The sequence below is a fragment of the Pseudomonas sp. P9_35 genome (assembly GCF_034008205.1).
Taxonomy (GTDB): Bacteria; Pseudomonadota; Gammaproteobacteria; order Pseudomonadales; family Pseudomonadaceae; genus Aquipseudomonas; species Aquipseudomonas kilonensis.
Genome location: NZ_CP125373.1, coordinates 2,288,858 through 2,312,491, shown reverse-complemented (window position 1 = coordinate 2,312,491; position 23,634 = coordinate 2,288,858). Strand labels below are relative to the sequence as shown.

The window sequence follows — 23,634 nt, the reverse complement described above, 5'->3', positions numbered from 1 at the left end:
GCCGTGGGCCATTTTTGTCCCTACAAGAAACATGGAAAGGCCGCAGAATCAGCTTTGGAAAGCATTGACCCAGGTCATGGCGCGTTGCAATGACCCCCCGCTTTCTCCATACTTGCGACCGATTTTTATCCTAATAAAACACCCAAACCGTGGAACCTTAGAATGAGCACAGCAATCAGTCCGACTGCTTATAACTATAAGGTAGTCCGCCAGTTCGCCATCATGACGGTGGTCTGGGGGATCCTTGGCATGGGGCTCGGTGTCTTCATCGCCTCGCAACTGGTCTGGCCGGAGTTGAACTTCGATCTGCCATGGACGACATTTGGACGCCTGCGCCCGCTGCACACCAACCTGGTGATCTTCGCCTTCGGTGGTTGTGCATTGTTTGCCACTTCTTACTACGTCGTGCAGCGAACCTGCCAAACGCGACTGATCTCCGACAGCCTCGCCGCCTTCACCTTCTGGGGCTGGCAAGCGGTCATCGTCGGTGCGATCGTGACCTTGCCACTGGGTTACACCACCACCAAGGAATACGCTGAGCTGGAATGGCCCCTGGCTATCCTGCTGGCCATTGTCTGGGTGACCTACGGTCTGGTGTTCTTCGGCACCATCGTCAAGCGCAAGACCAAGCACATCTACGTCGGTAACTGGTTCTACGGTGCGTTCATCGTCGTGACAGCCATGCTGCACATCGTCAACCACGCTTCCCTGCCGGTCAGCTTCTTCAAGTCGTACTCGGCCTACTCGGGCGCGACCGATGCGATGATCCAGTGGTGGTACGGCCACAACGCCGTAGGCTTCTTCCTGACCACCGGTTTCCTGGGGATGATGTACTACTTCGTGCCGAAACAGGCCGAGCGTCCGATCTACTCCTATCGCCTGTCCATCGTGCACTTCTGGGCGCTGATCACCCTGTACATCTGGGCCGGTCCGCACCACCTGCACTACACCGCACTGCCAGACTGGGCGCAGTCCCTGGGCATGGCGATGTCGATCATCCTGCTGGCGCCAAGCTGGGGCGGCATGATCAATGGCATGATGACCCTGTCGGGCGCCTGGCATAAGCTGCGCACCGACCCGATCCTGCGGTTCCTGGTTGTGTCGCTGGCGTTCTACGGCATGTCGACCTTCGAAGGCCCGATGATGGCCATCAAGACCGTCAACTCCCTGAGCCACTACACCGACTGGACCATCGGCCACGTACACGCTGGTGCGCTCGGCTGGGTGGCGATGATTTCCATCGGCGCCATCTACCACATGATCCCGAAACTGTTCGGTCGTGCGCAGATGCACAGCACCGGCCTGATCAACGCGCACTTCTGGCTCGCGACCATCGGCACCGTGCTCTACATCGCCTCGATGTGGGTCAACGGCATCACCCAAGGCCTGATGTGGCGTGCAATCAACGACGACGGCACCCTGACCTACTCGTTCGTCGAAGCCCTGCAAGCCAGCCACCCGGGCTATATCGTCCGAGCCCTGGGCGGCGCGTTCTTCGCCAGCGGCATGCTGTTCATGGCCTACAACGTGTACCGCACCGTTCGTGCCTCTGACCCGGCTGAAGCTGAAGCCGCCGCCAAGATCGCCGTAGTTGGAGCTCACTGATGAAGCACGAAGCAGTAGAGAAGAATATCGGCCTGCTGGCCTTCTTCATGGTCATCGCCGTGAGCATCGGCGGCCTGACCCAGATCGTTCCGCTGTTCTTCCAGGACGTGACCAACAAGCCGGTCGAAGGCATGAAGCCACGTACCGCCCTTGAACTGGAAGGCCGTGACATCTATATCGCCAACGGTTGTGTCGGCTGCCACTCGCAGATGATCCGTCCGTTCCGCGCCGAAACCGAACGCTATGGCCACTATTCGGTCGCCGGTGAAAGCGTCTGGGATCACCCGTTCCTGTGGGGTTCCAAGCGTACCGGTCCGGACCTGGCCCGCGTTGGCGGCCGCTACTCCGACGACTGGCACCGTGCGCACTTGTACAACCCGCGCAACGTGGTACCTGAGTCGAAAATGCCGGCCTACCCGTTCCTCGTAGAAAACAAGCTCGACGGCAAAGACACCGCCAAGAAAATGGAAGTCCTGCGCACCCTGGGCGTGCCTTACACCGACGAAGACATCGCCGGTGCCAAGGATGCCGTCAAGGGCAAGACTGAAATGGACGCGCTGGTGGCCTATCTGCAAGGCCTGGGCACCATCATCAAAAGCAAACGGTGATTCTTTATGGATATCGGGATGATTCGCGGCCTGGGCACCGTCGTCGTGATGGTGGCCTTCATCGGTCTGGCCCTGTGGGTGTTCAGCCCCAAGCGCAAGTCGGAGTTTGACGACGCGACCTTGCTGCCGTTCGCGGATGATCCCGAAGCCATCAAGCACGTCGAGCAAGCTTCTAGGAGTAACAAAGAATGACTACATTCTGGAGTCTGTACGTCACAGTCCTCAGCCTGGGAACGATCTTCTCCCTGACCTGGCTGCTGCTGTCGACCCGCAAGGGCCAGCGCGCCGAGCAGACGGACGAGACCGTCGGCCACTCGTTCGACGGGATCGAGGAGTACGACAACCCACTGCCGAAATGGTGGTTCATGCTGTTCGTGGGCACCATCGTGTTCGCCCTCGGTTACCTGGTGCTCTACCCTGGCCTGGGCAACTGGAAAGGCCTGCTGCCAGGCTACAACTACCTGGACACCGAAAAGCAGACCGCCTTCGCCAACGGCCAGACCGGCTGGACGGGCGTTCACGAGTGGGAAAAGGAAATGGCTCGCTCGGACGCCAAGTTCGGTCCGATCTTCGCCAAGTTCGCCTCCATGCCGATCGAAGAAGTCGCCAAGGACCCGCAAGCCCTGAAGATGGGTGGCCGCCTGTTCGCCTCCAACTGCTCGGTTTGCCACGGTTCCGACGCCAAGGGTGCCTATGGCTTCCCCAACCTGACCGACGCCGACTGGCGCTGGGGCGGTGAGCCGGAAACCATCAAGACCACCATCATGGGCGGTCGTCACGCCGTGATGCCGGGCTGGGCTGCCGTGGTCGGCGAGCAAGGCGTCGCTGACGTGGCTTCCTACCTGGTGACCAGCCTGCACGGCCGTAAACTGCCGGAAGGCGCCAAGGCCGATCCGGCCAACGGCCAGAAACTGTTCGCGGCCAACTGCGTGGCCTGCCACGGCCCAGCCGGCAAAGGCACGCCCGCCATGGGCGCACCTGACCTGACGCACCCTGCGGCGTTCATCTACGGTTCGAGCTTCGCTCAACTGCAGCAGACCATCCGTTACGGCCGCCAGGGCCAGATGCCTGCCCAGGCTGACCTGCAAGGCAACGACAAGGTCCACTTGCTGGCCGCCTATGTCTATAGCCTGTCTCATGGCGAAAAGGCTCCGGCCGCTGACGCCCAGTAAGACAAGTAGCTGATACACCAAAGGCCCCGCCAATCTGATTGGCGGGGCCTTTTTGTTACCGGCCGAAAAACCTGGGTAAATCTGTTTCGCTTGCCGGCCAACCACCCCGGTAGTAACGTGCCTACATTCAAGTTCAAACGAGGACACCTCCATGTCCATCACCACCATCTCCAGCCGCGAATTCAACCACGACACAAGTGGTGCCAAAAAAGCCACCCGTGAAGGGCCGGTGATCATCACCGACCGTGGCAAGCCGGCCCATGTACTGCTAAGCATTGAGGAGTACCTGAAACTGACCGGCATCGGCACCAGCATTGTCGAGTTGCTGGTCATGCCCGATGCGCCGGACATCGACTTCGATACCGAGCGTGCCGTCATCGCCCCCCGCTCGGTGGACCTGTCCTGAATGTTTCTACTCGATACCAATGTCATCTCGGAGCTGCGCAAACCCCAGGCAGACAAAAACGTCCAAGCCTGGGCGCGCAGCGTCCCTGCTCCCAGCCTGTATGTCTCGGCGATCACCGTACTGGAACTGGAAACCGGCGTGCTGCGCTTCGAACGCAAGGACCCGACGCAGGGCAGTCGCCTGCGGGCCTGGCTGGATAATCATGTGATGCCTGCCTTTGCCGGCCGGATCCTGGCCGTGGACCGTGCCGTCACATTGCGTTGCGCTCGCCTGCATGTGCCTGACCGCAGCAATGAATGCGATGCGTTGATCGCCGCCACCGCCCTGGTTCATGGGTTGACCGTGGTGACCCGCAACGTGAGTGATTTTCAAAGCAGCGGCGTGGCGGTGCTCAACCCGTGGGTTGGCTGATTACAAGGTGGCCTTTTGTGGCGAGGGAGCTTGCTCCCGCTGGGGGGCGGTGTAGGAGCTGTCGAGTGCAACGAGGCTGCGATCTTTCCACTGACAATTGAGTCGAGAGCGAAAGATCAAGATCAAAAGATCGCAGCCTTCGGCAGCTCCTACGCGCAGCCGAGCGGGAGCAAGCTCCCTCGCCACGAAACAGAACAGCCTGCAGAGCGCGCTCTTCGTTTCGCCGACGTTATGAAATAGCTATAGTCAATTGATCTGAGTCATGACTTGTTACATCCACTACACCATTCTATGCAGACCCCCAACGCGACCAAAGGTCGCACCCTTGGGCTAGAGCGACAGGCGTATCATTGCGCCACCGCAACACCCTTTCTGACCGTGGTCGGCACGTACTGGCCACGGCACTTTTCCACTGCCGTGGGATGCATTTGATGAGTAACCAGATTCCGGTACATGACGTCACCCCGCCTGCCAAGGACGCGAACAAAAGCGTCGACCTGTATGCCTCTCGGGAAAAAATCTACACCCGCGCCTTCACCGGTCTGTTCCGCAACCTGCGAATGGCTGGCGGCGCGCTCTTGTTCCTGCTGTATTTCGGTACGGTCTGGCTGAACTGGGGTGGCCATCAGGCCGTCTGGTGGAACCTGCCGGAGCGCAAATTCTTTATTTTCGGCGCCACCTTCTGGCCCCAGGATTTCATCCTGCTGTCCGGGATGTTGATCATTGCCGCCTTTGGCCTGTTTTTCATCACGGTCTATGCAGGACGAGTGTGGTGTGGCTACACCTGCCCACAGAGCGTGTGGACCTGGATCTTCATGTGGTGCGAAAAAGTCACCGAAGGCGACCGCAACCAGCGCATCAAGCTCGACAAGGCCCCCATGGGCGCCAACAAATTCCTGCGCAAGCTCACCAAGCACAGCCTGTGGCTGCTGATCGGCTTCGTCACCGGCATGACCTTTGTTGGTTACTTCACGCCAATCCGCGAACTGGTGTTCGAGTTCTTTACCGGCCAGGCCGATGGCTGGTCGTATTTCTGGGTGGGTTTCTTCACCCTCGCCACCTACGGCAACGCTGGCTGGCTGCGTGAGCAAGTGTGTATCTACATGTGCCCTTACGCACGCTTCCAGAGCGTGATGTTCGACAAGGACACCTTGATCGTTTCCTACGACCCGCGTCGTGGCGAAAGCCGTGGCCCGCGCAAGAAGGGCGTTGACTACAAAGCCCTGGGCCTGGGGGATTGCATCGACTGCACCATGTGCGTCCAGGTCTGCCCTACCGGTATCGACATCCGCGACGGCCTGCAGATCGAGTGCATCGGCTGCGCAGCCTGCATCGATGCCTGCGACAACATCATGGACAAGATGGATTATCCACGCGGCCTGATCAGCTACACCACCGAACACAACCTTTCGGGGCAGAAAACCCATAAACTGCGCCCGCGCCTGATCGGTTATGCCTTGGTGCTGCTGACCATGATGAGCCTGTTGGCGGCGGCGTTCTTCATGCGCTCGCTGGTGGGTTTCGACGTCAGCAAGGACCGCGTGCTCTTCCGCGAAAACGCCGAAGGCCGAATCGAGAACGTCTACAGCCTGAAGATCATGAACAAAGACCAACGCGACCATACCTACGTCCTGGAAGCCGCCGGCCTGCCCGACCTCAAGCTGCAAGGCCGGCGGGAAATCAAGGTCGCGGCCGGCGAGATCTACAGCCAGCCGGTCGAGCTGTCCAGCGCACCGGAACAACTGCCATCGAGCACCAACGAGGTGACCTTCATCCTCAAGGACGCCGATGACGAAAGCGTACATGTCGAAGCCAAGAGCCGGTTCATCGGCCCACAAACTCGTTGAGAGAACTGAACATGCCTGCAGCAACCGCCACCAGCCCTTGGTACAAGCACCTCTGGCCGTGGATCATCATCGCGATCCTGACCTGTTCGGTGACACTGAGCCTGACGATGGTGACCATTGCGGTGAAGAACCCGGACAACCTGGTCAACGACAACTATTACGAAGCCGGCAAGGGCATCAACCGCTCGCTGGAGCGCGAATTGCTGGCCCAGACCCTGCAACTGCGTGCCAACGTGCAAATGGACGAACTCACCGGTGAAGTGAACCTGCGCCTGAACGGCAACAGCCGTCCCCAGACCCTGGAACTGAGCCTGATCTCGCCGACCCAACCGGAGAAGGACCGCAAGATCGTCCTGACCCGCAACGACAGCGAACCGGGGCGCTACGTCGGTCAGTTGGCGGACAAGATCGAAGGCCGGCGCTTTGTCGAATTGCTGGGGGTGGAGAACGACAAGACCTGGCGCCTGTTCGAAGAAGAACAGATCAATCACGGCCAGGACCTCTTGCTCGGCGATGAACCGCTGCAAGGCGCTGAAGACCTGAAAAAGTAAACCAGACGACAGCCCCTGTAGGAGCTGCCGAGCGAAGCGAGACTGCGATCTTTCCCTTGCTGCTTGAGTCCCAAGCGAAAGATCAGAAGATCAAAAGATCGCAGCCTTCGGCAGCTCCTACAGTTTGTGTACCTCCTTGCAAGCCCACTATGCCAGGCCTTCATGCGATACCCATGACCACTCCACAGCCCTGCTACCACTGCGCCCTGCCCGTCCCCCCCGGCAGTCGCTTCACCGCCGTTGTCCTCGGTGAAACCCGCGAGCTGTGCTGCCCGGGCTGCCAGGCGGTGGCCGAGGCCATTGTCGCCGGTGGCCTGGAAAGTTATTACCAGCATCGCAGCGAAGCGTCGGCCAACCCCGAATCCCTGCCCGTCCAGTTGACCGATGAACTGGCCCTGTACGATCGCCCAGACGTGCAGCAATCATTCGTGCGCCATGAAGGCGAACTGGCCGAAACCACCCTGTTGATGGAAGGCATCAGTTGCGCCGCCTGCGGCTGGTTGATTGAAAAACAATTACGCAGCCTGCCGGCCGTGGCCGAAGCGCGACTGAACCTGTCCAATCATCGCCTGCATGTACGCTGGGCCGACGCTCAACTGCCGCTGAGCACGCTGCTCGCCGAATTGCGCCAGATCGGCTATGTCGCCCACCCGTACCAGGCCGACCAGGCCTGTGAACAACTCGCCGCACAAAACCGCCTGGCCCTTCGCCAATTGGGTGTGGCCGGTCTGTTGTGGTTCCAGGCGATGATGGCGACCATGGCCACCTGGCCGGAATTCAACATCGACCTGAGCCCGGAGATGCACACCATCCTGCGCTGGGTTGCCCTGTTCCTCACCACGCCCATCGTCTTCTATAGCTGCGCGCCGTTCTTCAAAGGCGCCATGCGCGACCTGCGTACCCGCCACCTGACCATGGACGTTTCCGTGTCCCTGGCCATCGGCAGCGCCTACGTTGCCGGGATCTGGACGTCGATTACCGGCGTCGGCGAGTTGTACTTCGACGCCGTGGGCATGTTTGCCCTGTTCCTGTTGGCCGGCCGTTACCTGGAACGCCGGGCCCGGGAGCGCACAGCTGCCGCCACCGCCCAACTGGTCAATCTGTTGCCGGCTTCGTGCCTGCGCCTGGAGGATAACGGCCAGAATGAACGCATCCTGCTCAGCGAATTGCGCACCGGTGACCGGGTGCTGGTGCATCCCGGGGCAGTCCTGCCGGCCGATGGCAGGATCCTGGAGGGGCAGTCCAGCATCGACGAATCGCTGCTGACCGGTGAATACCTGCCACAGCCTCGCCAGGTGGGCGACGCGGTCACCGCCGGCACGCTGAACGTCGAAGGGGCCTTGACGGTCGAGGTGCTGGCCCTCGGGCAAGACACCCGACTGTCGGCCATCGTGCGGCTGCTGGAGCGGGCCCAGGCCGAGAAGCCACGGCTGGCGGAAATCGCCGACCGCGCCGCCCAATGGTTCTTGCTGTTCTCCTTGGTCGCCGCTGCCGTCATCGGGCTGGTGTGGTGGCAACTGGACGCTTCGCGCGCGTTCTGGATCGTCCTGGCGATGCTGGTCGCCACCTGCCCTTGCGCGTTATCCCTCGCCACGCCGACCGCCCTCACCGCCGCTACCGGCACCTTGCACAAGCTCGGCCTGCTGCTGACGCGCGGTCATGTGCTGGAAGGCCTGAACCAGATCGACACGGTGATTTTCGACAAGACCGGTACCCTCACCGAAGGCCGCCTGGCGTTGCGCGCCATTCGGCCATTGGCGGCCCTCGACAGCGATCAATGCCTGGGCTTGGCCGCGGCCCTGGAAAACCGCTCGGAACACCCTATCGCCCGCGCCTTCGGCCGCGCGCCACTGGCCGCCGAGCAGGTACACAGCACCCCGGGGCTGGGCCTGGAAGGCCTCGTGGCGGAACAGCGCCTGCGCATCGGCCAACCCGGTTTCGTCTGCGAACTCAGTGGCGCGACGGTGCCGGTGATGCCGGATGAACCCGGGCAGTGGCTGTTGCTGGGCGATGAGATCGGGCCCCTGGCCTGGTTCGTCCTCGATGACCGCTTGCGCGTCGATGCCCCAGCCCTGCTGGCGGCCTGCAAGGCACGGGGCTGGCGGACGCTGCTGTTGTCGGGTGACAGTTCGCCCATGGTTGCCAGCGTCGCCGGCGAGCTGGGCATCGATGAGGCTCGCGGCGGGCTGCGCCCGGACGACAAACTGGCGGTGTTGCAGCAGTTGCACCAACAGGGCCGCAAGGTGCTGATGCTCGGCGATGGGGTGAACGACGTGCCCGTGCTGGCGGCGGCGGACATCAGTGTCGCCATGGGCTCGGCCACCGACCTGGCCAAGACCAGCGCCGACGCGGTGCTGCTGTCCAACCGCCTCGACGCCCTGATCCACGCCTTCAGCCTGGCTCGACGCACCCGCCGGGTGATCATTGAGAACCTGGTGTGGGCAGGGCTGTACAATGGCCTCATGTTGCCGTTCGCCGCCCTCGGCTGGATTACGCCGGTGTGGGCGGCGGTCGGCATGTCCATCAGTTCGTTGACCGTGGTGTTGAATGCGCTGAGGCTGACGCGTCAGCCCAAGACGCAGGTTTTCGACGCCACGCCCGATACCCGCCCGCTGCCGGCCTGAGCCGCGCGGGCATGGAGTTCCGACATGCCAGCTCTCTACGTGATGATCCCGGCCGCGCTGCTGATCGTGGCCATCGCCGTGTACATTTTCTTCTGGGCCGTGGACAGCGGCCAGTACGACGACCTCGACGGGCCGGCCCACAGCATTCTGTTCGACGACCAGGACCCGAACCACAAGGCGGCGGTGGACGAAGCCAGTGGCGAGGCCCGCAAGCCGGACGACAAGGCTCCGCCCCATGCTTGATCTGGCGCCACTGTTGGTTTCGGCGGTTATCCTTGGCCTGCTCGGCGGCGGCCACTGCCTGGGCATGTGCGGCGGCCTGATGGGCGCCCTGACCCTGGCGATCCCCAAGGAACAACGCAGCCGGCGCTTTCGGTTGCTACTGGCGTACAACCTGGGGCGGATCCTGAGCTACGCCACCGCCGGGTTGCTGATTGGCCTGGCCGGTTGGGCCGTGTCCAACAGTCCGGCAGCGATGATCATGCGGGTGCTGGCCGGCTTGCTGTTGATTGCCATGGGCTTGTACCTGGCGGGCTGGTGGAGCGGCCTGACGCGCATCGAAAGCGTGGGGCGTGGTTTGTGGCGGCACATCCAACCCGTCGCCAACCGTTTGCTGCCGGTGTCGAGCCTGCCCCGGGCCTTGCTGCTCGGCGCGCTGTGGGGCTGGCTGCCGTGCGGCCTGGTCTACAGCACCCTGCTCTGGTCCGCCAGCCAGGGCAATGCGCTGGACAGCGCGTTGCTGATGCTCGCCTTCGGCCTGGGCACCTGGCCGGTACTGCTCGCCACCGGCCTGGCCGCCGAACGCGTCACCGCCCTACTGCGCAAACGCAGCGTGCGCATGGCCGGTGGTTTGTTGGTGATTATTTTCGGGATATGGACACTGCCGGGGCCGCATCAACATTGGCTCATGGGGCATTGACCAAGTCGCCCCCAATCGCGAGCAGGCTCGCTCCCACAGGAGACGTGTGAGCGCCCCAGATCAAATGTGGGAGCGAGCTTGCTCGCGATAGCGGTGGTTCAGCTGACATCCCTGCTGGATGTGCCGCCGTCATCGCGAGCAGGCTCGGCTCCCACAGGTCATGCGTCGCCCTCAAAAACCATGCACACCCTCCTTCGCAGCGAGCCCGTTGACGCAAATCAAAACGGCCACGCCCACGCGCCCCTAGACTCGCCCCATGCCAGTCTATCCGGGGAATGCCCGCATGCTCGACACCATTTGTTGGGACTCAGATCTCATCCGCCGTTACGACCTGGCGGGACCACGCTACACCTCGTACCCCACTGCGGCACAGTTCGCCAGCCAAGTGGGCACCTTCGACCTGCTCCACGCCCTGCGCGACAGCCGCAAGGCCCTGCGGCCGTTGTCGCTGTATGTGCACATACCGTTCTGCGCGAACATCTGCTACTACTGCGCCTGCAACAAAGTCATCACCAAGGACCGCGGTCGTGCCCACGCTTATCTGCAACGCCTGGAACAGGAAATACAACTGATCGGCTGCCACCTGGACCCCACGCAGCGCGTAGAACAGTTGCACTTTGGCGGCGGTACCCCGACGTTCCTCAGCCACGACGAACTGCGCCAACTGATGGCCAAGCTGCGCAAGCATCTGAACCTGCTGGACGACGATTCCGGCGACTACGGCATCGAAATCGACCCCAGGGAGGCCGACTGGTCGACCATGGGCCTGTTGCGTGAACTGGGTTTCAACCGGGTCAGTATCGGCCTGCAAGACCTTGATCCAGCGGTGCAGCGAGCCGTCAATCGCCTGCAAAGCCTGGAAGAAACCCGTGCCGTGGTCGAAGCCGCCCGGACCTTGCAGTTCCGTTCGATCAACATCGATCTGATCTACGGCCTGCCCAAGCAGACCCCGGAAAACTTCGCCCGCACCGTCCAGGAAGTCATCCATCTGCAACCGGACCGGCTCTCGGTGTTCAACTACGCCCACCTGCCGGAACGCTTCATGCCCCAGCGGCGCATCAACAGCCAGGACTTGCCGAACCCGGAGCAGAAACTGGCGATGCTGCAAGGCACCATCGAACAACTGACCGCCGCCGGTTACCGCTATGTCGGCATGGACCACTTCGCCCTGCCCGACGACGAACTGGCAATCGCCCAGGAAGAGGCTACGTTGCAGCGCAATTTCCAGGGCTACACCACCCATGGCCACTGCGACCTGATCGGCCTTGGCGTGTCAGCCATCAGCCAGATCGGCGATTTGTACTGCCAGAACAGCAGTGACCTGAACCATTACCAGAACACTCTCGCCGACGGGCAACTGGCGACCAGTCGCGGGCTGATCTGCAACGCTGACGACCGGCTGCGGCGCGCGGTGATCCAGCAGTTGATCTGTCATTTCCACCTGCCTTTCGCCGAGATCGAGCAAACCTTCAAGATCGACTTTCGCGGTTACTTCGCGCCGCAGTGGCCGCAATTGCAGGCCATGGCTGCGGATGGACTGATCGAGCTGGATAACACCCACATCCGGGTATTGCCCGCCGGGCGCCTGCTGGTGCGATCGGTGTGCATGGTGTTCGATGCCTATCTGGACTTGCACAATCGCCAACGCTTCTCCCGCGTCATCTGAGCGCGACAATTTGACGACGAAACCACGCTGGCCGGACTGTCTGCTCTGGGGTACCCTTACGCCTTATGCGTGATTTCCCACAAGGATTTAAGAAATGTCCGAGCCAGTCAAACTGCGCGCCCACAACCAGGCCCATTGCAAGGATTGCAGCCTGGCCCCCCTCTGCCTGCCACTTTCGCTGAATCTGGAGGACATGGACGCGCTGGACGACATCGTTAAACGGGGCCGCCCGTTGAAAAAAGGTGAATTCCTGTTTCGCCAGGGCGATACCTTCGATTCGGTCTATGCGGTGCGCTCGGGCGCCTTGAAGACCTTCAACCTGAGCGACGGCGGCGAAGAACAGCTCACCGGCTTCCACCTGCCCAGCGAACTGGTGGGCCTGTCCGGCATGGACACCGAGTCCCACCCAGTCTCGGCCCAGGCGCTGGAAACCACCTCGGTGTGCGAAATTCCCTTCGATCGCCTGGACGAGTTGTCCATACAGCTGCCGCAACTGCGCCGCCAGTTGATGCGGGTCATGAGCCGGGAAATTCGTGACGATCAGCAAATGATGCTGCTGCTTTCGAAAAAAACCGCCGACGAGCGTATCGCCACGTTCCTGGTCAACCTCTCGGCACGCTTCCGCGCCCGCGGGTTCTCGGCCAACCAGTTCCGCTTGAGCATGTCGCGCAACGAAATTGGCAACTACCTGGGCCTGGCGGTGGAAACCGTGTCCAGGGTATTCACCCGCTTCCAGCAGAACGAGTTGATTGCCGCCGAAGGCAAGGAAATTCACATTCTCGACCCGATCCAGCTCTGCGCCCTGGCCGGCGGCTCGATCGAAGGCTGATGGCCGCGCGCGGCTGAGGGATGTTCCCAGCCGCGCTATACTGCCGTGTTTGCAGCTCAGCCAGGACACCTCCACGATGGTCTTTGACTCCTTCGATATCAAATCCCTGATCCGCCCGGTGATCGATTTCCCCAAGCCCGGCGTGATCTTTCGCGACATTACCCCTCTGTTCCAATCCCCAACCGCCCTGCGACTGGTCATGGACAGTTTCGCCCACCGGTATGTCGAGGCCGAGTTCACTCATATCGGCGCGATGGATGCGCGGGGTTTCCTGATTGGCTCGATCCTGGCCTATCAGTTGAACAAACCGCTGATCTTGTTCCGCAAGCAAGGCAAGCTGCCGGCCGATGTGCTGGCCGAGGGTTACCAGACCGAATACGGCGAAGCCTTCCTTGAAGTGCACGCCGATAGCTTGTGCGAGGGTGATTCGGTGGTGATGTTCGATGACCTGATCGCCACTGGCGGCACGCTGATCGCCGCTGCCAACCTGATCCGCCGCATGGGCGCCAAGGTCCACGAAGCCGCGGCGATCATCGACCTGCCGGAGCTGCTCGGCTCCCAGCGCCTGGAAGACATGGGGATACCGACGTTCTGCCTGACGCAGTTCTCGCTCAGCGAAAAATAATCATCAAGCAGTGAATACCCCTGTGGGAGCGAGCTTGCTCGCGATAGCGGTGTGTCAGCCAGAATAGATATCGGCTGATCTACCGCCATCGCGAGCAAGCTCGCTCCCACAGGGATTTGTGTTGCTGTTACAAGGCGATCGGCTTGCGCCCCGCAAACGAATGCGCCAGTGTCCCGCCATCCACCAACTCAAGCTCCCCACCCAGCGGCACGCCGTGGGCGATGCGTGAGGCGATCAGGCCTTTGTTGTTGAGCAGTTGGGCGATGTAATGGGCGGTGGCTTCGCCTTCGACCGTCGGGTTCGTAGCAAGGATGACTTCCGTGAAAGTACCCGCTTCTTCGATCCGCGCGATCAACTGTGGAATGCCGATGGCTTCAGGCCCCAAGCCATCAAGCGGTGACAAGTGGCCCTTGAGCACGAAATAACGGCCACGAAAACCGGTCTGCTCCACCGCGTACACATCCATCGGCCCCTCCACCACGCAAAGCAGGCTGTCGTCCCGACGCGGGTCGGCACATTGTGGGCAGAGATCGTCTTCAGTGAGGGTGCGGCACAAACGGCAATGCCCTACGCCTTCCATGGCCTGGCTCAGGGCCTGGGCCAGGCGTGAACCGCCGCTGCGATCACGCTCGAGCAATTGCAACGCCATGCGCTGGGCAGTTTTCTGACCTACACCCGGCAACGTTCGCAGGGCATCGATCAGTTGGCGAATCAAAGGGCTGAAGCTCATGGAGGAAATGTCCGACATAACAACGAGACGCGGTTTATACCCGCGCCTCCGATTAGCGTCAAATACTCAATCCTGCGCGACCCGCACCACCAACTTGCCGAAATTGCGCCCTTCCAACAACCCGATAAACGCCTGTGGCGCATTCTCAAGGCCATCGACCACGTCCTCACGGAACTTGACCTTGCCATCACGCACCCAAGAGGCCATGGCGCTGATGAACTCCGGCTGACGGTCACCGTAGTCATCAAACACGATAAACCCCTGGATCCGCACACGCTTGTTAAGCAACGTGCGCTGCAACTGCGGCAAGCGATCCGGGCCGCTCGGCGCTTGATGATCGTTGTAGGAAGCGATCAGGCCACAGAGCGGGATCCGCGCCTTGGCGTTGAGCAGCGGCACGACGGCATCGAAAACCTTGCCACCGACGTTTTCGTAATAGATATCGATGCCCTTGTCGCAAGCCTGCGCCAGCTCCTCGGCAAAACGTGCGCTCTTGTGATCGACACAGGCGTCAAACCCCAGCTCGTCGACCACGTACTTGCATTTCTCGCTGCCACCCGCGACGCCGACGACACGCAGGCCCTTGATCTTCGCCACCTGGCCGACCACCGAGCCCACCGCACCCGAGGCCGCCGCCACCACCAGGGTCTCCCCGGCCCTGGGTTGGCCAATGTCCATCAGCCCCATGTAAGCGGTCATGCCCGGCATGCCCAGCACCCCCAAGGCCATCGACGGGCTCGGCAGCCCCGAAGGGATGGGCATCACGTTGCGCCCATCGCTGATGCTGTGGCTCTGCCAACCGGTGGCCCCCACCACCAGATCACCCTCCTGGAATTTCGGGTGCATCGAGCGTTCTACGCGGCTGACGGCGCCGCCGGTCATCACCTCGTCGATTTTTACCGGAGCAGCGTAGGAAGGCGCGTCACTCATTCGCCCGCGCATGTAAGGGTCCAGGGACAGGAACTGCGTCTTGAGCAGAATTTGTCCCTCCGCCAGATCCGGCAGTGTCACGTGTTCAAGACGAAAATTTTCCGGCGTGGGCGCCCCTTGGGGGCGGGAGGCCAGGACGATGCGCTGACTGGAAAGCGATGACATGGATGCGTCTCCTTGTTCGTTGAGCGGACACGTATAGGAAGCAGACCATTGCCGAAGGGGCGGCGTTCGATGTTTGTTCAACGGGTACTTGTGGGAGCAAGGCTTGCCCGCGATGAACGATGGCGCGCCGTTCCGACACACCGAGGCGTCTGCATCGCGGGCAAGCCTTGCTCCCACAGCTAAGGTTTCTGTCACCGCTCGCCCCTACGACAGAAACAAAAATGCCAGGCGCGATGCCTGGCATTGTGTGTAGCCCATCCCGACCGGGATGGCGAATCAGAACGGCAGTTTCATGCCCGGCGGCAGTTGCATGCCGGCCGTCACGCCAGACATCTTGTCCTGGCTGTTGGCTTCGATCTTGCGCACCGCGTCATTGACGGCTGCGGCGAACAGGGCTTCGAGCATTTCCTTGTCGTCTTCGCTCAGGCCTTCGACCACGCTTGGGTCGATGCTGACGCGCTTGATGTCGTGGCGACCGGTCATGACCACGGTCACCATGTCGCCGCCGGACTTGCCGGTGACTTCGGCGTTGGCCAGTTCTTCCTGCATCTTGGCCATTTTTTCCTGCATCTGCTGCGCCTGCTTCATCAGGCCGGCCATGCCACCTTTCATCATGGGAATCACCTCGAAAGTACTTGGATAAACAACGCGCCCGGCCCGTTCGACCCGGCGCCTTCAGTTATGAGCCCTGGGTGACCGGGGCCTCGACAGGTTCGATAGTATCGTGACGGACCACGGCGCCGAACTGTTGCATCATCTGCTGGATGAATGGATCACCGTGGATCGACTCCTCGGCTTCGCGCTGACGGTCGGCACGGCGCCGGGACGCGGCCTGGGCCGGGGTCTCCTGCTCGGGCTTGATCAGCTCGATGGTCAGCGTCAGGGTGCGCTGGTGATACTGGTTCAGCGCATCGTTGAGGCGACGTTGCTGGGTCGCGTTGAACAGTGCGCTGTGGGCCGGGTCCAGGTGCAGCAGCCAGTGGTCGCCTTCCACGGCCATCAGCGTGCAGTTGGCGGCGATGCTGCCGGTCATGCCGCTGATCGGCAGCTTAGGAAACAGTTCCAGCCATTGCAGGGCCAGGCCGGTGGCTGGCATCGCCGCCGGTTCCGGCTCGGGCTCCGGGGCCGGCTCAGCGGCGTGCTCGCTGGCCAGGTCGTCCAGGTAGCTGTAGGCCGAATCCATGTCTGGCTCGATGTAATCCTCGTCCAGCGGCGGTTCGTCGTCCTGGTCGAGGCCTGGCGTGGCGACATCGACGTCGGCCACTGTCGGTTCGGGCACCGGCGCGGCGACCCACTCCGGCGCATCGGGCACCACGCTGTCGGGCGTCGGCAAAGGCATCGGCGGCAACTCGGGCTGCTCGGCGATGGTCTCCAGGACCGGCTCCACGGCAGGTTGCTGGGCAACCTCGGGCTCGATCGGATCGTTCCAGGGTAGATCGACAACGGCTTCGGCGACCGGCTCGGGCAGCGCCTCGACGACCGGTTCAGGTTCTGGCTCAGGGACCGCGACAACAGGCGTCGGGGTCGGTGGTGCCACAGGTGCCGGCGCTACCGGAGCCGAAGCCACTGCCGGCGCAACGACGGGCGCGGCAGCCACTGGCTTGGCGGAATCAGCTGTGGCTTGGCTGATCCCCACTGGCTTTAGCGCTTGCCTCGGGGCGTCCGCCGTGTCGGCTGGCCGGAACGCCAGCATTCGCAGCAGGACCATTTCGAAGCCGCCGCGCGGATCGGGGGCCAGAGGCAGGTCGCGACGGCCGATCAGGCCCATCTGGTAATAGAACTGCACGTCTTCGGCCGGCAACGCCTGGGCCAGGGCCAGTACGCGATCACGGTCGCCGTGACCGTTGTCGACGCCTTCAGGCAGGGCCTGGGCGATGGCGACCCGGTGCAACACGTTGAGAATTTCCGAGAGCACGCCATTCCAGTCAGGGCCCTGCTCGGCCAGGTGACGCACCGCTTCGAGCAGCGCCTTCGCGTCGCCTTCGATCAGCGCATGCAAAACGTCATAGACCTGGCCGTGATCGAGGGTACCGAGCATGGCCCGGACATCCGCGGCCATGACCTTGCCTTCACCGAAAGCGATGGCCTGGTCGGTCAGGCTCATGGCGTCGCGCATCGAACCATCGGCGGCGCGGCCCAGCAGCCACAGCGCATCGTCCTCGAAGGGCACGTTCTCGACGCCCAGTACGTGGGTCAGGTGCTCGACAACCCGTTCCGGCGTCATGTTCTTGAGGGAGAACTGCAGGCACCGCGACAAAATCGTTGCAGGAAGCTTCTGCGGGTCGGTGGTCGCCAGGATGAACTTGACGTAGGGCGGCGGCTCCTCAAGGGTCTTGAGCAGCGCATTGAAGGAATGGCTGGAGAGCATGTGCACTTCGTCGATCAGGTAGACCTTGAAGCGCCCACGGCTCGGCGCGTACTGCACGTTGTCGAGCAGCTCGCGGGTGTCTTCGACCTTGGTGCGGCTGGCGGCGTCGATCTCGATCAGGTCGACGAAACGGCCCTCGTCGATTTCCCGGCAGACCGAGCACTCGCCGCAAGGCGTGGAGGTGATGCCGGTTTCACAGTTCAGGCACTTGGCGATGATCCGCGCGATGGTGGTCTTGCCCACGCCACGGGTACCAGTGAACAGGTAGGCATGGTGCAGCCGCTGGCTGTCCAAGGCATTGATCAGAGCCTTGAGCACATGGGTCTGGCCGACCATTTCGCGGAACGAGCGCGGACGCCATTTACGTGCAAGAACCTGATAACTCATCGAAAACCGTCGCAACGAAGGAACATAAGCGGCTAATGCTAGCGGAGCAGGGGCGAAATTGCATCCGGTGTGCTCGTCTAATCTGACTAAGATTGAATCAGGGACTCGGTTGTCGACACGGATTTGCACAGTCAGGAGAGTTTATGCGCTCAGCCATGGGGGCTTTGCTGTTGTTGGGAACCAGTTGCTTTGCCGAGGAGGCACCCTTGCGTTTCGCCGTTACCGACGGCTGGGCGATGCCCATGGTGCAGATCGAACGAGGCCGCCCGACCCAGGGCATCCTTCCCGATGTAATGACCAGCCTGGCGACCCAGATGGGACTGCCAGCGCAATTCCACGTCCTGTCCCGCGCCCGACTGGACGGCGCCATGAAACACGGCGAGATCGACGTACGTTGCTACGTCAGCCCTGACTGGGTGAGTGATAGCGGCGATTACCTGTGGAGCATCCCGTTGTTTTTCCAGCGCGACCTGCTCATTGCCACGGCAAGCACACCTGCGGCGGTAGCACCGGCAACGCTGGCGCACCAGGCCATAGGCACGGTGCTCGGCTATACCTACCCGACCTTGCAACCCTTGTTCAACAGCGGCCAACTGCACCGAGACGATGCTCGCAGCCAGGAACAAGTGCTGGCGAAACTGCTGGCCGGCCGCTATAGCTATGCGGTCAGCAACCAATGGGCACTGGACTGGTTCAATCAACGCCATACTGCGGATCGACAACTCCATGCAGTGGCTGTGCTTCAGGAGCAGCAGTTGAACTGTTACGTGCGCAACGATCCGAACATTCCAGCACAACGCATTCTGAGGACCTTGCTGGACATGAAAACCTCCGGGGAAATCGACGCGATCATCCAGCTTTACACTGGCCGCAGTGATGCATCCCAGTCCAGGAGCGAGGCGCCCTCCCCCTGATCGCCCGGCCGCTGCTGCCATTGCAACGGCGGGATGAAGCCCTGCACCCAGCCGGGTATCTGTTCGGGCGGCATGGGCCGTGCGATGAAATAACCTTGTGCCACCTCACAGCCCAGGTTCAGCAGCAGTTGGCCATGCTCAAGGCTGTCCAACCCTTCGGCGACCACCTCACGGCCAAACGCCCGGGCCAGGCCGATCACCGCTTTGGTCAGTGCCAGGTCGTCGCGGTCATGGAGAATGTCGCGGACAAAGGTCTTGTCGATCTTGATGGTTTGGGTGCGCAGGTGCTTGAGATCATTGAGCGAGCAGTAGCCCGTGCCGAAACCACCCAGCGAAAACCCCACGCCCAAGGCATGGCAGGCCTGGAGGCAAGCGCTGACGTGGGCAAGGTTCTCCACCGCGACCGATTCGACAATCTGCAGATCCAACAGGCGTGGCGGTACCGCCGGATGCCGCTCCAACACCTGTCGCAGCCGCTCGACAAAATCCGCTCGCTGGAAATGCCGCGCCGAGATATTGATGCTCACCGGCCAGCCCTGCCCCGCTTGCTGCCATTGCTGCAACTGGGTCAATACCTGCTCCATGACCCACTCGCCGATCTCGACGATCAGGTCGGTCTCTTCCACCAGCGGCAGGAACTCCCGAGGCGGCACCAGGCCACGTTGCGGATGCTTCCAGCGCAGCAGCGCCTCCAGGCCGACCACGGCGCCATGACGCATGTTGACCTTGGGCTGGAAATGCAGCCGCAACTCATTGCCGGCAAGCGCCTGGCGGACCCGCTCGACGGTCTGGTAAGTGGCTCGCACTTCCTTGTCCCGGGACACATCGAACAAATGGAAACGATTGCGACCGCTTTGCTTGGCCACGTACATCGCCTGGTCGGCGTGGCGCAACAAGGTCTCGGCGTCTTCGTTGTCCCACGGAAACAATGTGACGCCAATGCTGGCGAAGACCTTGATGTCCTTCCCGTCAATGCCATACGGCATGGAAACAGCGATCAACACCCGGTTCAACGCGGCATGCAACTCATCCATCCCACGCACATGGCGCAGCACCAGCACGAACTCATCCCCACCCAGCCGGGCCACCACATCCTCGCCACGCACAATACTGCGCAGGCGCCTGGCGACCTCCACCAGCAGCCGATCGCCACTGGCGTGACCATAGCCGTCATTGACCGCCTTGAAGCCATCGAGGTCGAGCATGCACACTGCCAGGGGCAAGTTTTCCGCACGGGAAAACTCCAGGGCTTGGTCCAGCAGATCGGACAGATAAGTGCGGTTGGGCAGCCCGGTCAGCACATCGTGACCGACTCGCCATTGCAGCGAATGCAGCAGGCGACGCTTTTCGCTGACGTCGAAGCGAATCGCCAGGTAGCGTTCGATGTGCCCTGTTTCGTCATCGATCACCGGCACCAGGGTGGTATCGACCCAGTGCAGCGTACCGTCCTTGGCCCGGTTGCAGATTTCCCCTTTCCAGACCTGGCCCACGGCAATGGTGCGCCACATGGCGCTGAAGAACTCTTCAGGGTGCTGGCCGGAATTGAGCAGGCGATGATTCACGCCCAGCAACTCATCGCGCCGGTAACCAAAAAGGCTGCAAAATTGATCGTTGACGTAGGTGATGCGCCCGCTCAGATCGGTTTCGGAAAAAATCGCGGCGGCGTCAACGGCTCTGCGGTACTTCTTATCCATCGAAGCAGTCATCCATGAGTCAGGCTCATTTGTCGCGCGCGGTTGCACCGCCTCCAAGACAGGCGAAAATCAACTAGGCTCAAACACTTTGAGAACAGCTGGAGCGCGGGCCCTGGTGGTGCCAAGGGAGGGCTTCAGCCCTTGCCTTGTATCGCGGCAAGAAACGCAAGGCCTGGTCTCTGCACACACCCCGGCTTCTGAAGCAGGTCACCAAATACCCGTGCCAAAGGCCGATTCTACGAAACACATCACATTTTGCAAAGCAAGGTGATGGATCACGCGGTTGCCTAATGCGAAAATCTATCGTTAAGTTCTTGATTCTAAATGGGAATTAAGCGATGCGAATTTCAAGTTTGGGTCCAGCCATCAGACGCTACCGCAAAGTAGCAGGGCTTACTCAGGCTGAACTTGGCGAAAAAACCGGTTTTGACCCCAAAACCATCAGCCGCTTCGAAACCGGCACCTACACCCCCAGCGTCGAAGCCTTGCTCCTGCTTGCCAATGTGCTGGATGTACAACTCAAAGCCTTTTTTGCCGACATGGGCGATGAGGACGAACAGCGGGCGTATCTGTTCGGTGTCATACACAAAGCCACCCCCAAGGACCTGGAAAAACTGATCACGGCGGTCGACCAGGCCTTGTCCAAGCCTTGATGCAGATGTGAAAGAGAAGCCGAGGCTGCCAGCGGGAGACAGGCCGGGGTTCTCTTTGCTCGCTCGCCCAATTCCGAGGGCGACGCAAGACACAATGTCACGTTGACATCGCTTGCCCCGAGCCCGGACTATCAACGCGTTGATTCCTGCGTCCCCATGACGCCTACAACTCGTCGACACAATAAAATCCCAGGGAACACTGTGCATAAACTTTCGATCATTCTTGTCTCGATACTCGCCACCGGCTGCACCGCCAAATACGCACAACAAGACGTACTCCCCAGCCAGGAAAAACTTGATCGGCAACTGCCCGTCACCATCGCCACACCAGTCGACGGCCGCTACGAAACGACCCCCTACCCGGCATCTGGCGATATGACCGCCGCCGCCGTCAAGACGGCCTTCTCCTATTACACCAACCGTGTAACGGTAATGGGTTCGTGCCGTGAATTGAGCTGCCTGAGACAGAACAGCCCTTCGGGTTACTACGTCATCCCGGAAATCCTGCATTGGGAAGAACGCGCCACAGAATGGTCGGGGCTCCCGGACAAGATTGAAGTAAAACTCGCCATTTATGGCCCGACAGGAGAGCAGCCACTGGGGTCTGCGGTCCTGTCAGGCAAGAGCAAATGGGCGACCTTTGGCGGGGATCATCCGCAGGATCTGCTGCAAGAGCCGATTGCTGAGTATGTGAAAGCTCAATACTGATCCAAGCGCTCTGCGATAGGAGCTCGGTCCGTCGAGCAGGACGGACCGGACCTCTCCATCAGCACTCGCTTGCCCTGGCCGAGGCAAAATCCGGACAGCAGAACACAACGATCGATATCGATCAGCGAAATAAAAGAAATGGTTGGAGTTTGGAAAACCTTGCGAACGAAGGCTCGGGCGTTATGGAGGCAACCCCACCAGCCACACCCCGGCACACAATGTTCCCGCTGTGGCTGCTTCCTTCCGGATCTGACCAGGTTCACGGGTAATCGTTGCGGGGGGACCGATGGGGTCACCATAACGACGCCCGCCTGACGGCGAGCCGCGCCATTGTACCTATCTGGCAAGAAGTTACAACCGTTCGTGCCGGATTAAAAAACTGAAGATGTTCAAGCACTTGCTGTGGGAGCAAAGCTTGCTCGCGATGACATCGGCACATCAGGCATGGATGCAAGCTGACCCACCGTTTTCGCGAGCAAGCTCGCTCCCACAAAAGCTCTGCGCTTGGAAGCCGCCGCTGTGAACAGTCGCCCCCCTTGTGGGAGCAAAGCTTGCTCGCGATGACATCGGCACATCAGGCATGGATGCAAGCTGACCCACCGTTTTCGCGAGCAAGCTCGCTTGTATGTTTAGACTTGAAGGGGTGGGCGGGACTAAAAGCTCGATTCCGACTCTAGCCAGTACGGACCGTGGGAGACTTCTCGTCCCGCCCTTTCTACCCAAAGCGCCAATAAGGAATTCATCGGTAAAACCGACGATAGAGACAAGCCAGCGCAAAGGTAGACCCCAACAAGCACCTAAACCCTAGCTCCGAGGATTCGTCATGACAATCCTTACCTCGCAGACGGTTGTTGGTATCGATATAGCCAAGGCCGAAATTGTTGTTTATCGCTCTGATCTGCAAACCATCGACACTATCAAGAATGATCGAACAGCCCTCAAACGCTGGCTAAAAACGTTGCCCGCCCAAAGCGCTCTTGCCGTTGAAGCCACCAATATCTATCACCTGGATACCGTCGAGCTGGCTCACGCGATGGGTCATCAGGTCTATGTCGTGGATGCTTACCGGGTGAGCAACTATCGTCGCGGCATCGGCCAAAGAGCTAAGAACGATCCTTGTGATGCCCGTCTGCTGGCGCGGTATTTGACCAATGAACAGCACGAGCTGCGGCTCTGGAACCCGCCACCGAAGGCCTACACGACATTAAAAAGCCTGCTTCATCGGCGCGCGACGCTGGTCAAGAATCACGCGGGTCTTATGTTGAGCTGGGCCGACGAACCCTTGTTAAAAAAAGCGCTGATTGCTCAGCAAAAAGCGTTTAAAGAGGCGATTCAGGCCATCCAGAAGTTGCTACAAAAAGTCAGCAAAGAGTCGGGAATTGAGGCGAATATCGACCGCTGCAAAGCCATCGAAGGCGTTGGTGAACTGGTCGCAACTGGGTTGGCGACGAGTTTTATGCGAGGTGATTTTGCGGACAGCGATGCATTTATCGCGTTTTTAGGGATGGACCTGCGGGTCGATGATTCTGGAAAAAAGAACGGTCCCCGGTACCTGAGCAAAAAGGGGGATCCAGAAATACGCCGCTTAGCTCATATCGCTGCAATGACGGCATGTCGCTCGCCTAGATGGAAACCGTTTTATGAGTCGTACCTGGTCAGAGGTTTCTCAAAAACCCAGGCATTGGTGGTGCTTGCTCGCAAGCTCTGCCGGGTGGCATTTGCCTTGATGAAAAATCAGAGCGAATACCAGCCGAAGCCTATGTTGCAGGGTTGCCCTGCAACATAGAATCTCCCACTAAAGCTCTGCGCTTGGAAGCCGGTG

General features: G+C 60.8%; 23 protein-coding genes and 1 other RNA gene. 18 read left to right on the top strand and 6 right to left on the bottom strand.

Going from position 1 to position 23,634, the window contains the following annotated elements; translation table 11 throughout:
* Positions 1–162: 162 nt before the first annotated feature.
* From ccoN to QMK47_RS10230, 14 genes are all read left to right on the top strand, one after another.
* A complete protein-coding gene (gene ccoN, locus QMK47_RS10295) occupies positions 163–1,605 on the top strand; it encodes a cytochrome-c oxidase, cbb3-type subunit I (RefSeq protein WP_003199607.1) in 1,443 nt (480 codons plus the stop codon).
* Positions 1,605–2,213, top strand: a complete 609-nt coding sequence (gene ccoO / locus QMK47_RS10290; RefSeq protein WP_003199605.1) for a cytochrome-c oxidase, cbb3-type subunit II — start codon at positions 1,605–1,607, stop codon at positions 2,211–2,213. Before ccoN ends, ccoO begins: the two co-directional genes overlap by 1 nt.
* A gap of 6 nt (positions 2,214–2,219) precedes the next feature.
* Complete coding sequence (locus QMK47_RS10285; RefSeq protein ID WP_003183474.1) at positions 2,220–2,405, top strand: CcoQ/FixQ family Cbb3-type cytochrome c oxidase assembly chaperone; 186 nt, start codon at positions 2,220–2,222, stop codon at positions 2,403–2,405.
* Positions 2,402–3,385 carry a cytochrome-c oxidase, cbb3-type subunit III gene (ccoP, locus tag QMK47_RS10280; protein WP_003199603.1) on the top strand — a complete coding sequence of 328 codons (984 nt, stop codon included), beginning with the start codon at positions 2,402–2,404 and terminating at the stop codon, positions 3,383–3,385. The genes QMK47_RS10285 and ccoP overlap by 4 nt, the downstream gene beginning before the upstream one ends.
* Before the next feature lie 151 nt (positions 3,386–3,536).
* Positions 3,537–3,791: a type II toxin-antitoxin system Phd/YefM family antitoxin gene (locus QMK47_RS10275; RefSeq protein ID WP_258690696.1), complete on the top strand. Its 255-nt coding sequence runs from the start codon at positions 3,537–3,539 to the stop codon at positions 3,789–3,791.
* The gene (locus tag QMK47_RS10270) at positions 3,792–4,202 is read left to right on the top strand and encodes a type II toxin-antitoxin system VapC family toxin (protein WP_258690695.1); all 411 of its coding nucleotides are present in this window, start codon (positions 3,792–3,794) and stop codon (positions 4,200–4,202) included.
* A gap of 431 nt (positions 4,203–4,633) precedes the next feature.
* Positions 4,634–6,049, top strand: a complete 1,416-nt coding sequence (gene ccoG / locus QMK47_RS10265) for a cytochrome c oxidase accessory protein CcoG (RefSeq protein ID WP_214508890.1) — start codon at positions 4,634–4,636, stop codon at positions 6,047–6,049.
* Positions 6,050–6,060: 11 nt separating this feature from the next.
* The gene (locus tag QMK47_RS10260; protein WP_214508889.1) at positions 6,061–6,600 is read left to right on the top strand and encodes a FixH family protein; all 540 of its coding nucleotides are present in this window, start codon (positions 6,061–6,063) and stop codon (positions 6,598–6,600) included.
* 173 nt (positions 6,601–6,773) lie between these two features.
* The gene (locus QMK47_RS10255; RefSeq protein ID WP_253472867.1) at positions 6,774–9,224 is read left to right on the top strand and encodes a heavy metal translocating P-type ATPase; all 2,451 of its coding nucleotides are present in this window, start codon (positions 6,774–6,776) and stop codon (positions 9,222–9,224) included.
* 24 nt (positions 9,225–9,248) lie between these two features.
* Positions 9,249–9,467: a cbb3-type cytochrome oxidase assembly protein CcoS gene (ccoS, locus tag QMK47_RS10250; RefSeq protein ID WP_003183505.1), complete on the top strand. Its 219-nt coding sequence runs from the start codon at positions 9,249–9,251 to the stop codon at positions 9,465–9,467.
* Positions 9,460–10,143, top strand: a complete 684-nt coding sequence (locus QMK47_RS10245) for a sulfite exporter TauE/SafE family protein (protein WP_046065274.1) — start codon at positions 9,460–9,462, stop codon at positions 10,141–10,143. The genes ccoS and QMK47_RS10245 overlap by 8 nt, the downstream gene beginning before the upstream one ends.
* A 283-nt stretch (positions 10,144–10,426) precedes the next feature.
* Positions 10,427–11,809 (top strand): oxygen-independent coproporphyrinogen III oxidase, encoded by a 1,383-nt coding sequence (hemN, locus tag QMK47_RS10240; protein ID WP_320390128.1) that lies wholly within the window; start codon positions 10,427–10,429, stop codon positions 11,807–11,809.
* A gap of 94 nt (positions 11,810–11,903) precedes the next feature.
* Positions 11,904–12,638, top strand: a complete 735-nt coding sequence (gene fnr / locus QMK47_RS10235) for a fumarate/nitrate reduction transcriptional regulator Fnr (RefSeq protein WP_018608622.1) — start codon at positions 11,904–11,906, stop codon at positions 12,636–12,638.
* Positions 12,639–12,714: 76 nt separating this feature from the next.
* Positions 12,715–13,263, top strand: coding sequence for an adenine phosphoribosyltransferase (locus QMK47_RS10230; protein ID WP_003199587.1), 549 nt, complete (start codon positions 12,715–12,717; stop codon positions 13,261–13,263).
* A 127-nt stretch (positions 13,264–13,390) separates the two neighbouring features.
* On the opposite strand, the gene recR is transcribed toward QMK47_RS10230, so the two are convergent.
* The 4 genes from recR to dnaX all read right to left on the bottom strand — a co-directional run bounded on the left by recR (position 13,391) and on the right by dnaX (position 17,843).
* Positions 13,391–13,993 (bottom strand): recombination mediator RecR, encoded by a 603-nt coding sequence (gene recR / locus QMK47_RS10225; RefSeq protein WP_003199585.1) that lies wholly within the window; start codon positions 13,991–13,993, stop codon positions 13,391–13,393.
* Between the two features lie 66 nt (positions 13,994–14,059).
* Positions 14,060–15,088, bottom strand: a complete 1,029-nt coding sequence (locus QMK47_RS10220) for an NADP-dependent oxidoreductase (RefSeq protein ID WP_320390127.1) — start codon at positions 15,086–15,088, stop codon at positions 14,060–14,062.
* Between the two features lie 276 nt (positions 15,089–15,364).
* Entirely contained in the window at positions 15,365–15,703 is a 339-nt protein-coding gene (locus QMK47_RS10215; RefSeq protein ID WP_214508885.1) for a YbaB/EbfC family nucleoid-associated protein, read from the bottom strand.
* A 64-nt stretch (positions 15,704–15,767) separates the two neighbouring features.
* The gene (gene dnaX, locus QMK47_RS10210) at positions 15,768–17,843 is read right to left on the bottom strand and encodes a DNA polymerase III subunit gamma/tau (protein ID WP_258690691.1); all 2,076 of its coding nucleotides are present in this window, start codon (positions 17,841–17,843) and stop codon (positions 15,768–15,770) included.
* A 143-nt stretch (positions 17,844–17,986) separates the two neighbouring features.
* Here dnaX and QMK47_RS10205 point away from each other — a divergent pair, with 143 nt between their 5' ends.
* Positions 17,987–18,757, top strand: a complete 771-nt coding sequence (locus QMK47_RS10205; RefSeq protein ID WP_253472852.1) for a substrate-binding periplasmic protein — start codon at positions 17,987–17,989, stop codon at positions 18,755–18,757.
* On the opposite strand, the gene QMK47_RS10200 is transcribed toward QMK47_RS10205, so the two are convergent.
* A complete protein-coding gene (locus tag QMK47_RS10200; protein ID WP_258690689.1) occupies positions 18,703–20,451 on the bottom strand; it encodes a putative bifunctional diguanylate cyclase/phosphodiesterase in 1,749 nt (582 codons plus the stop codon). The genes QMK47_RS10205 and QMK47_RS10200 overlap by 55 nt on opposite strands.
* Before the next feature lie 338 nt (positions 20,452–20,789).
* On the opposite strand from QMK47_RS10200, the gene QMK47_RS10195 reads away from it, so the two are divergent.
* Positions 20,790–21,104 (top strand): helix-turn-helix transcriptional regulator, encoded by a 315-nt coding sequence (locus QMK47_RS10195; RefSeq protein WP_320390126.1) that lies wholly within the window; start codon positions 20,790–20,792, stop codon positions 21,102–21,104.
* A gap of 201 nt (positions 21,105–21,305) precedes the next feature.
* Entirely contained in the window at positions 21,306–21,812 is a 507-nt protein-coding gene (locus tag QMK47_RS10190; protein WP_253472842.1) for a DUF4823 domain-containing protein, read from the top strand.
* A gap of 192 nt (positions 21,813–22,004) precedes the next feature.
* Here the strand turns inward: QMK47_RS10190 and ffs are convergent.
* An RNA gene (ffs, locus tag QMK47_RS10185) (signal recognition particle sRNA small type) lies at positions 22,005–22,101 on the bottom strand.
* A 534-nt stretch (positions 22,102–22,635) separates the two neighbouring features.
* Between ffs and QMK47_RS10180 the strand changes: the two genes are divergently transcribed.
* Positions 22,636–23,598 (top strand): IS110 family transposase, encoded by a 963-nt coding sequence (locus QMK47_RS10180; protein WP_018603751.1) that lies wholly within the window; start codon positions 22,636–22,638, stop codon positions 23,596–23,598.
* Positions 23,599–23,634 lie beyond the last annotated feature (36 nt).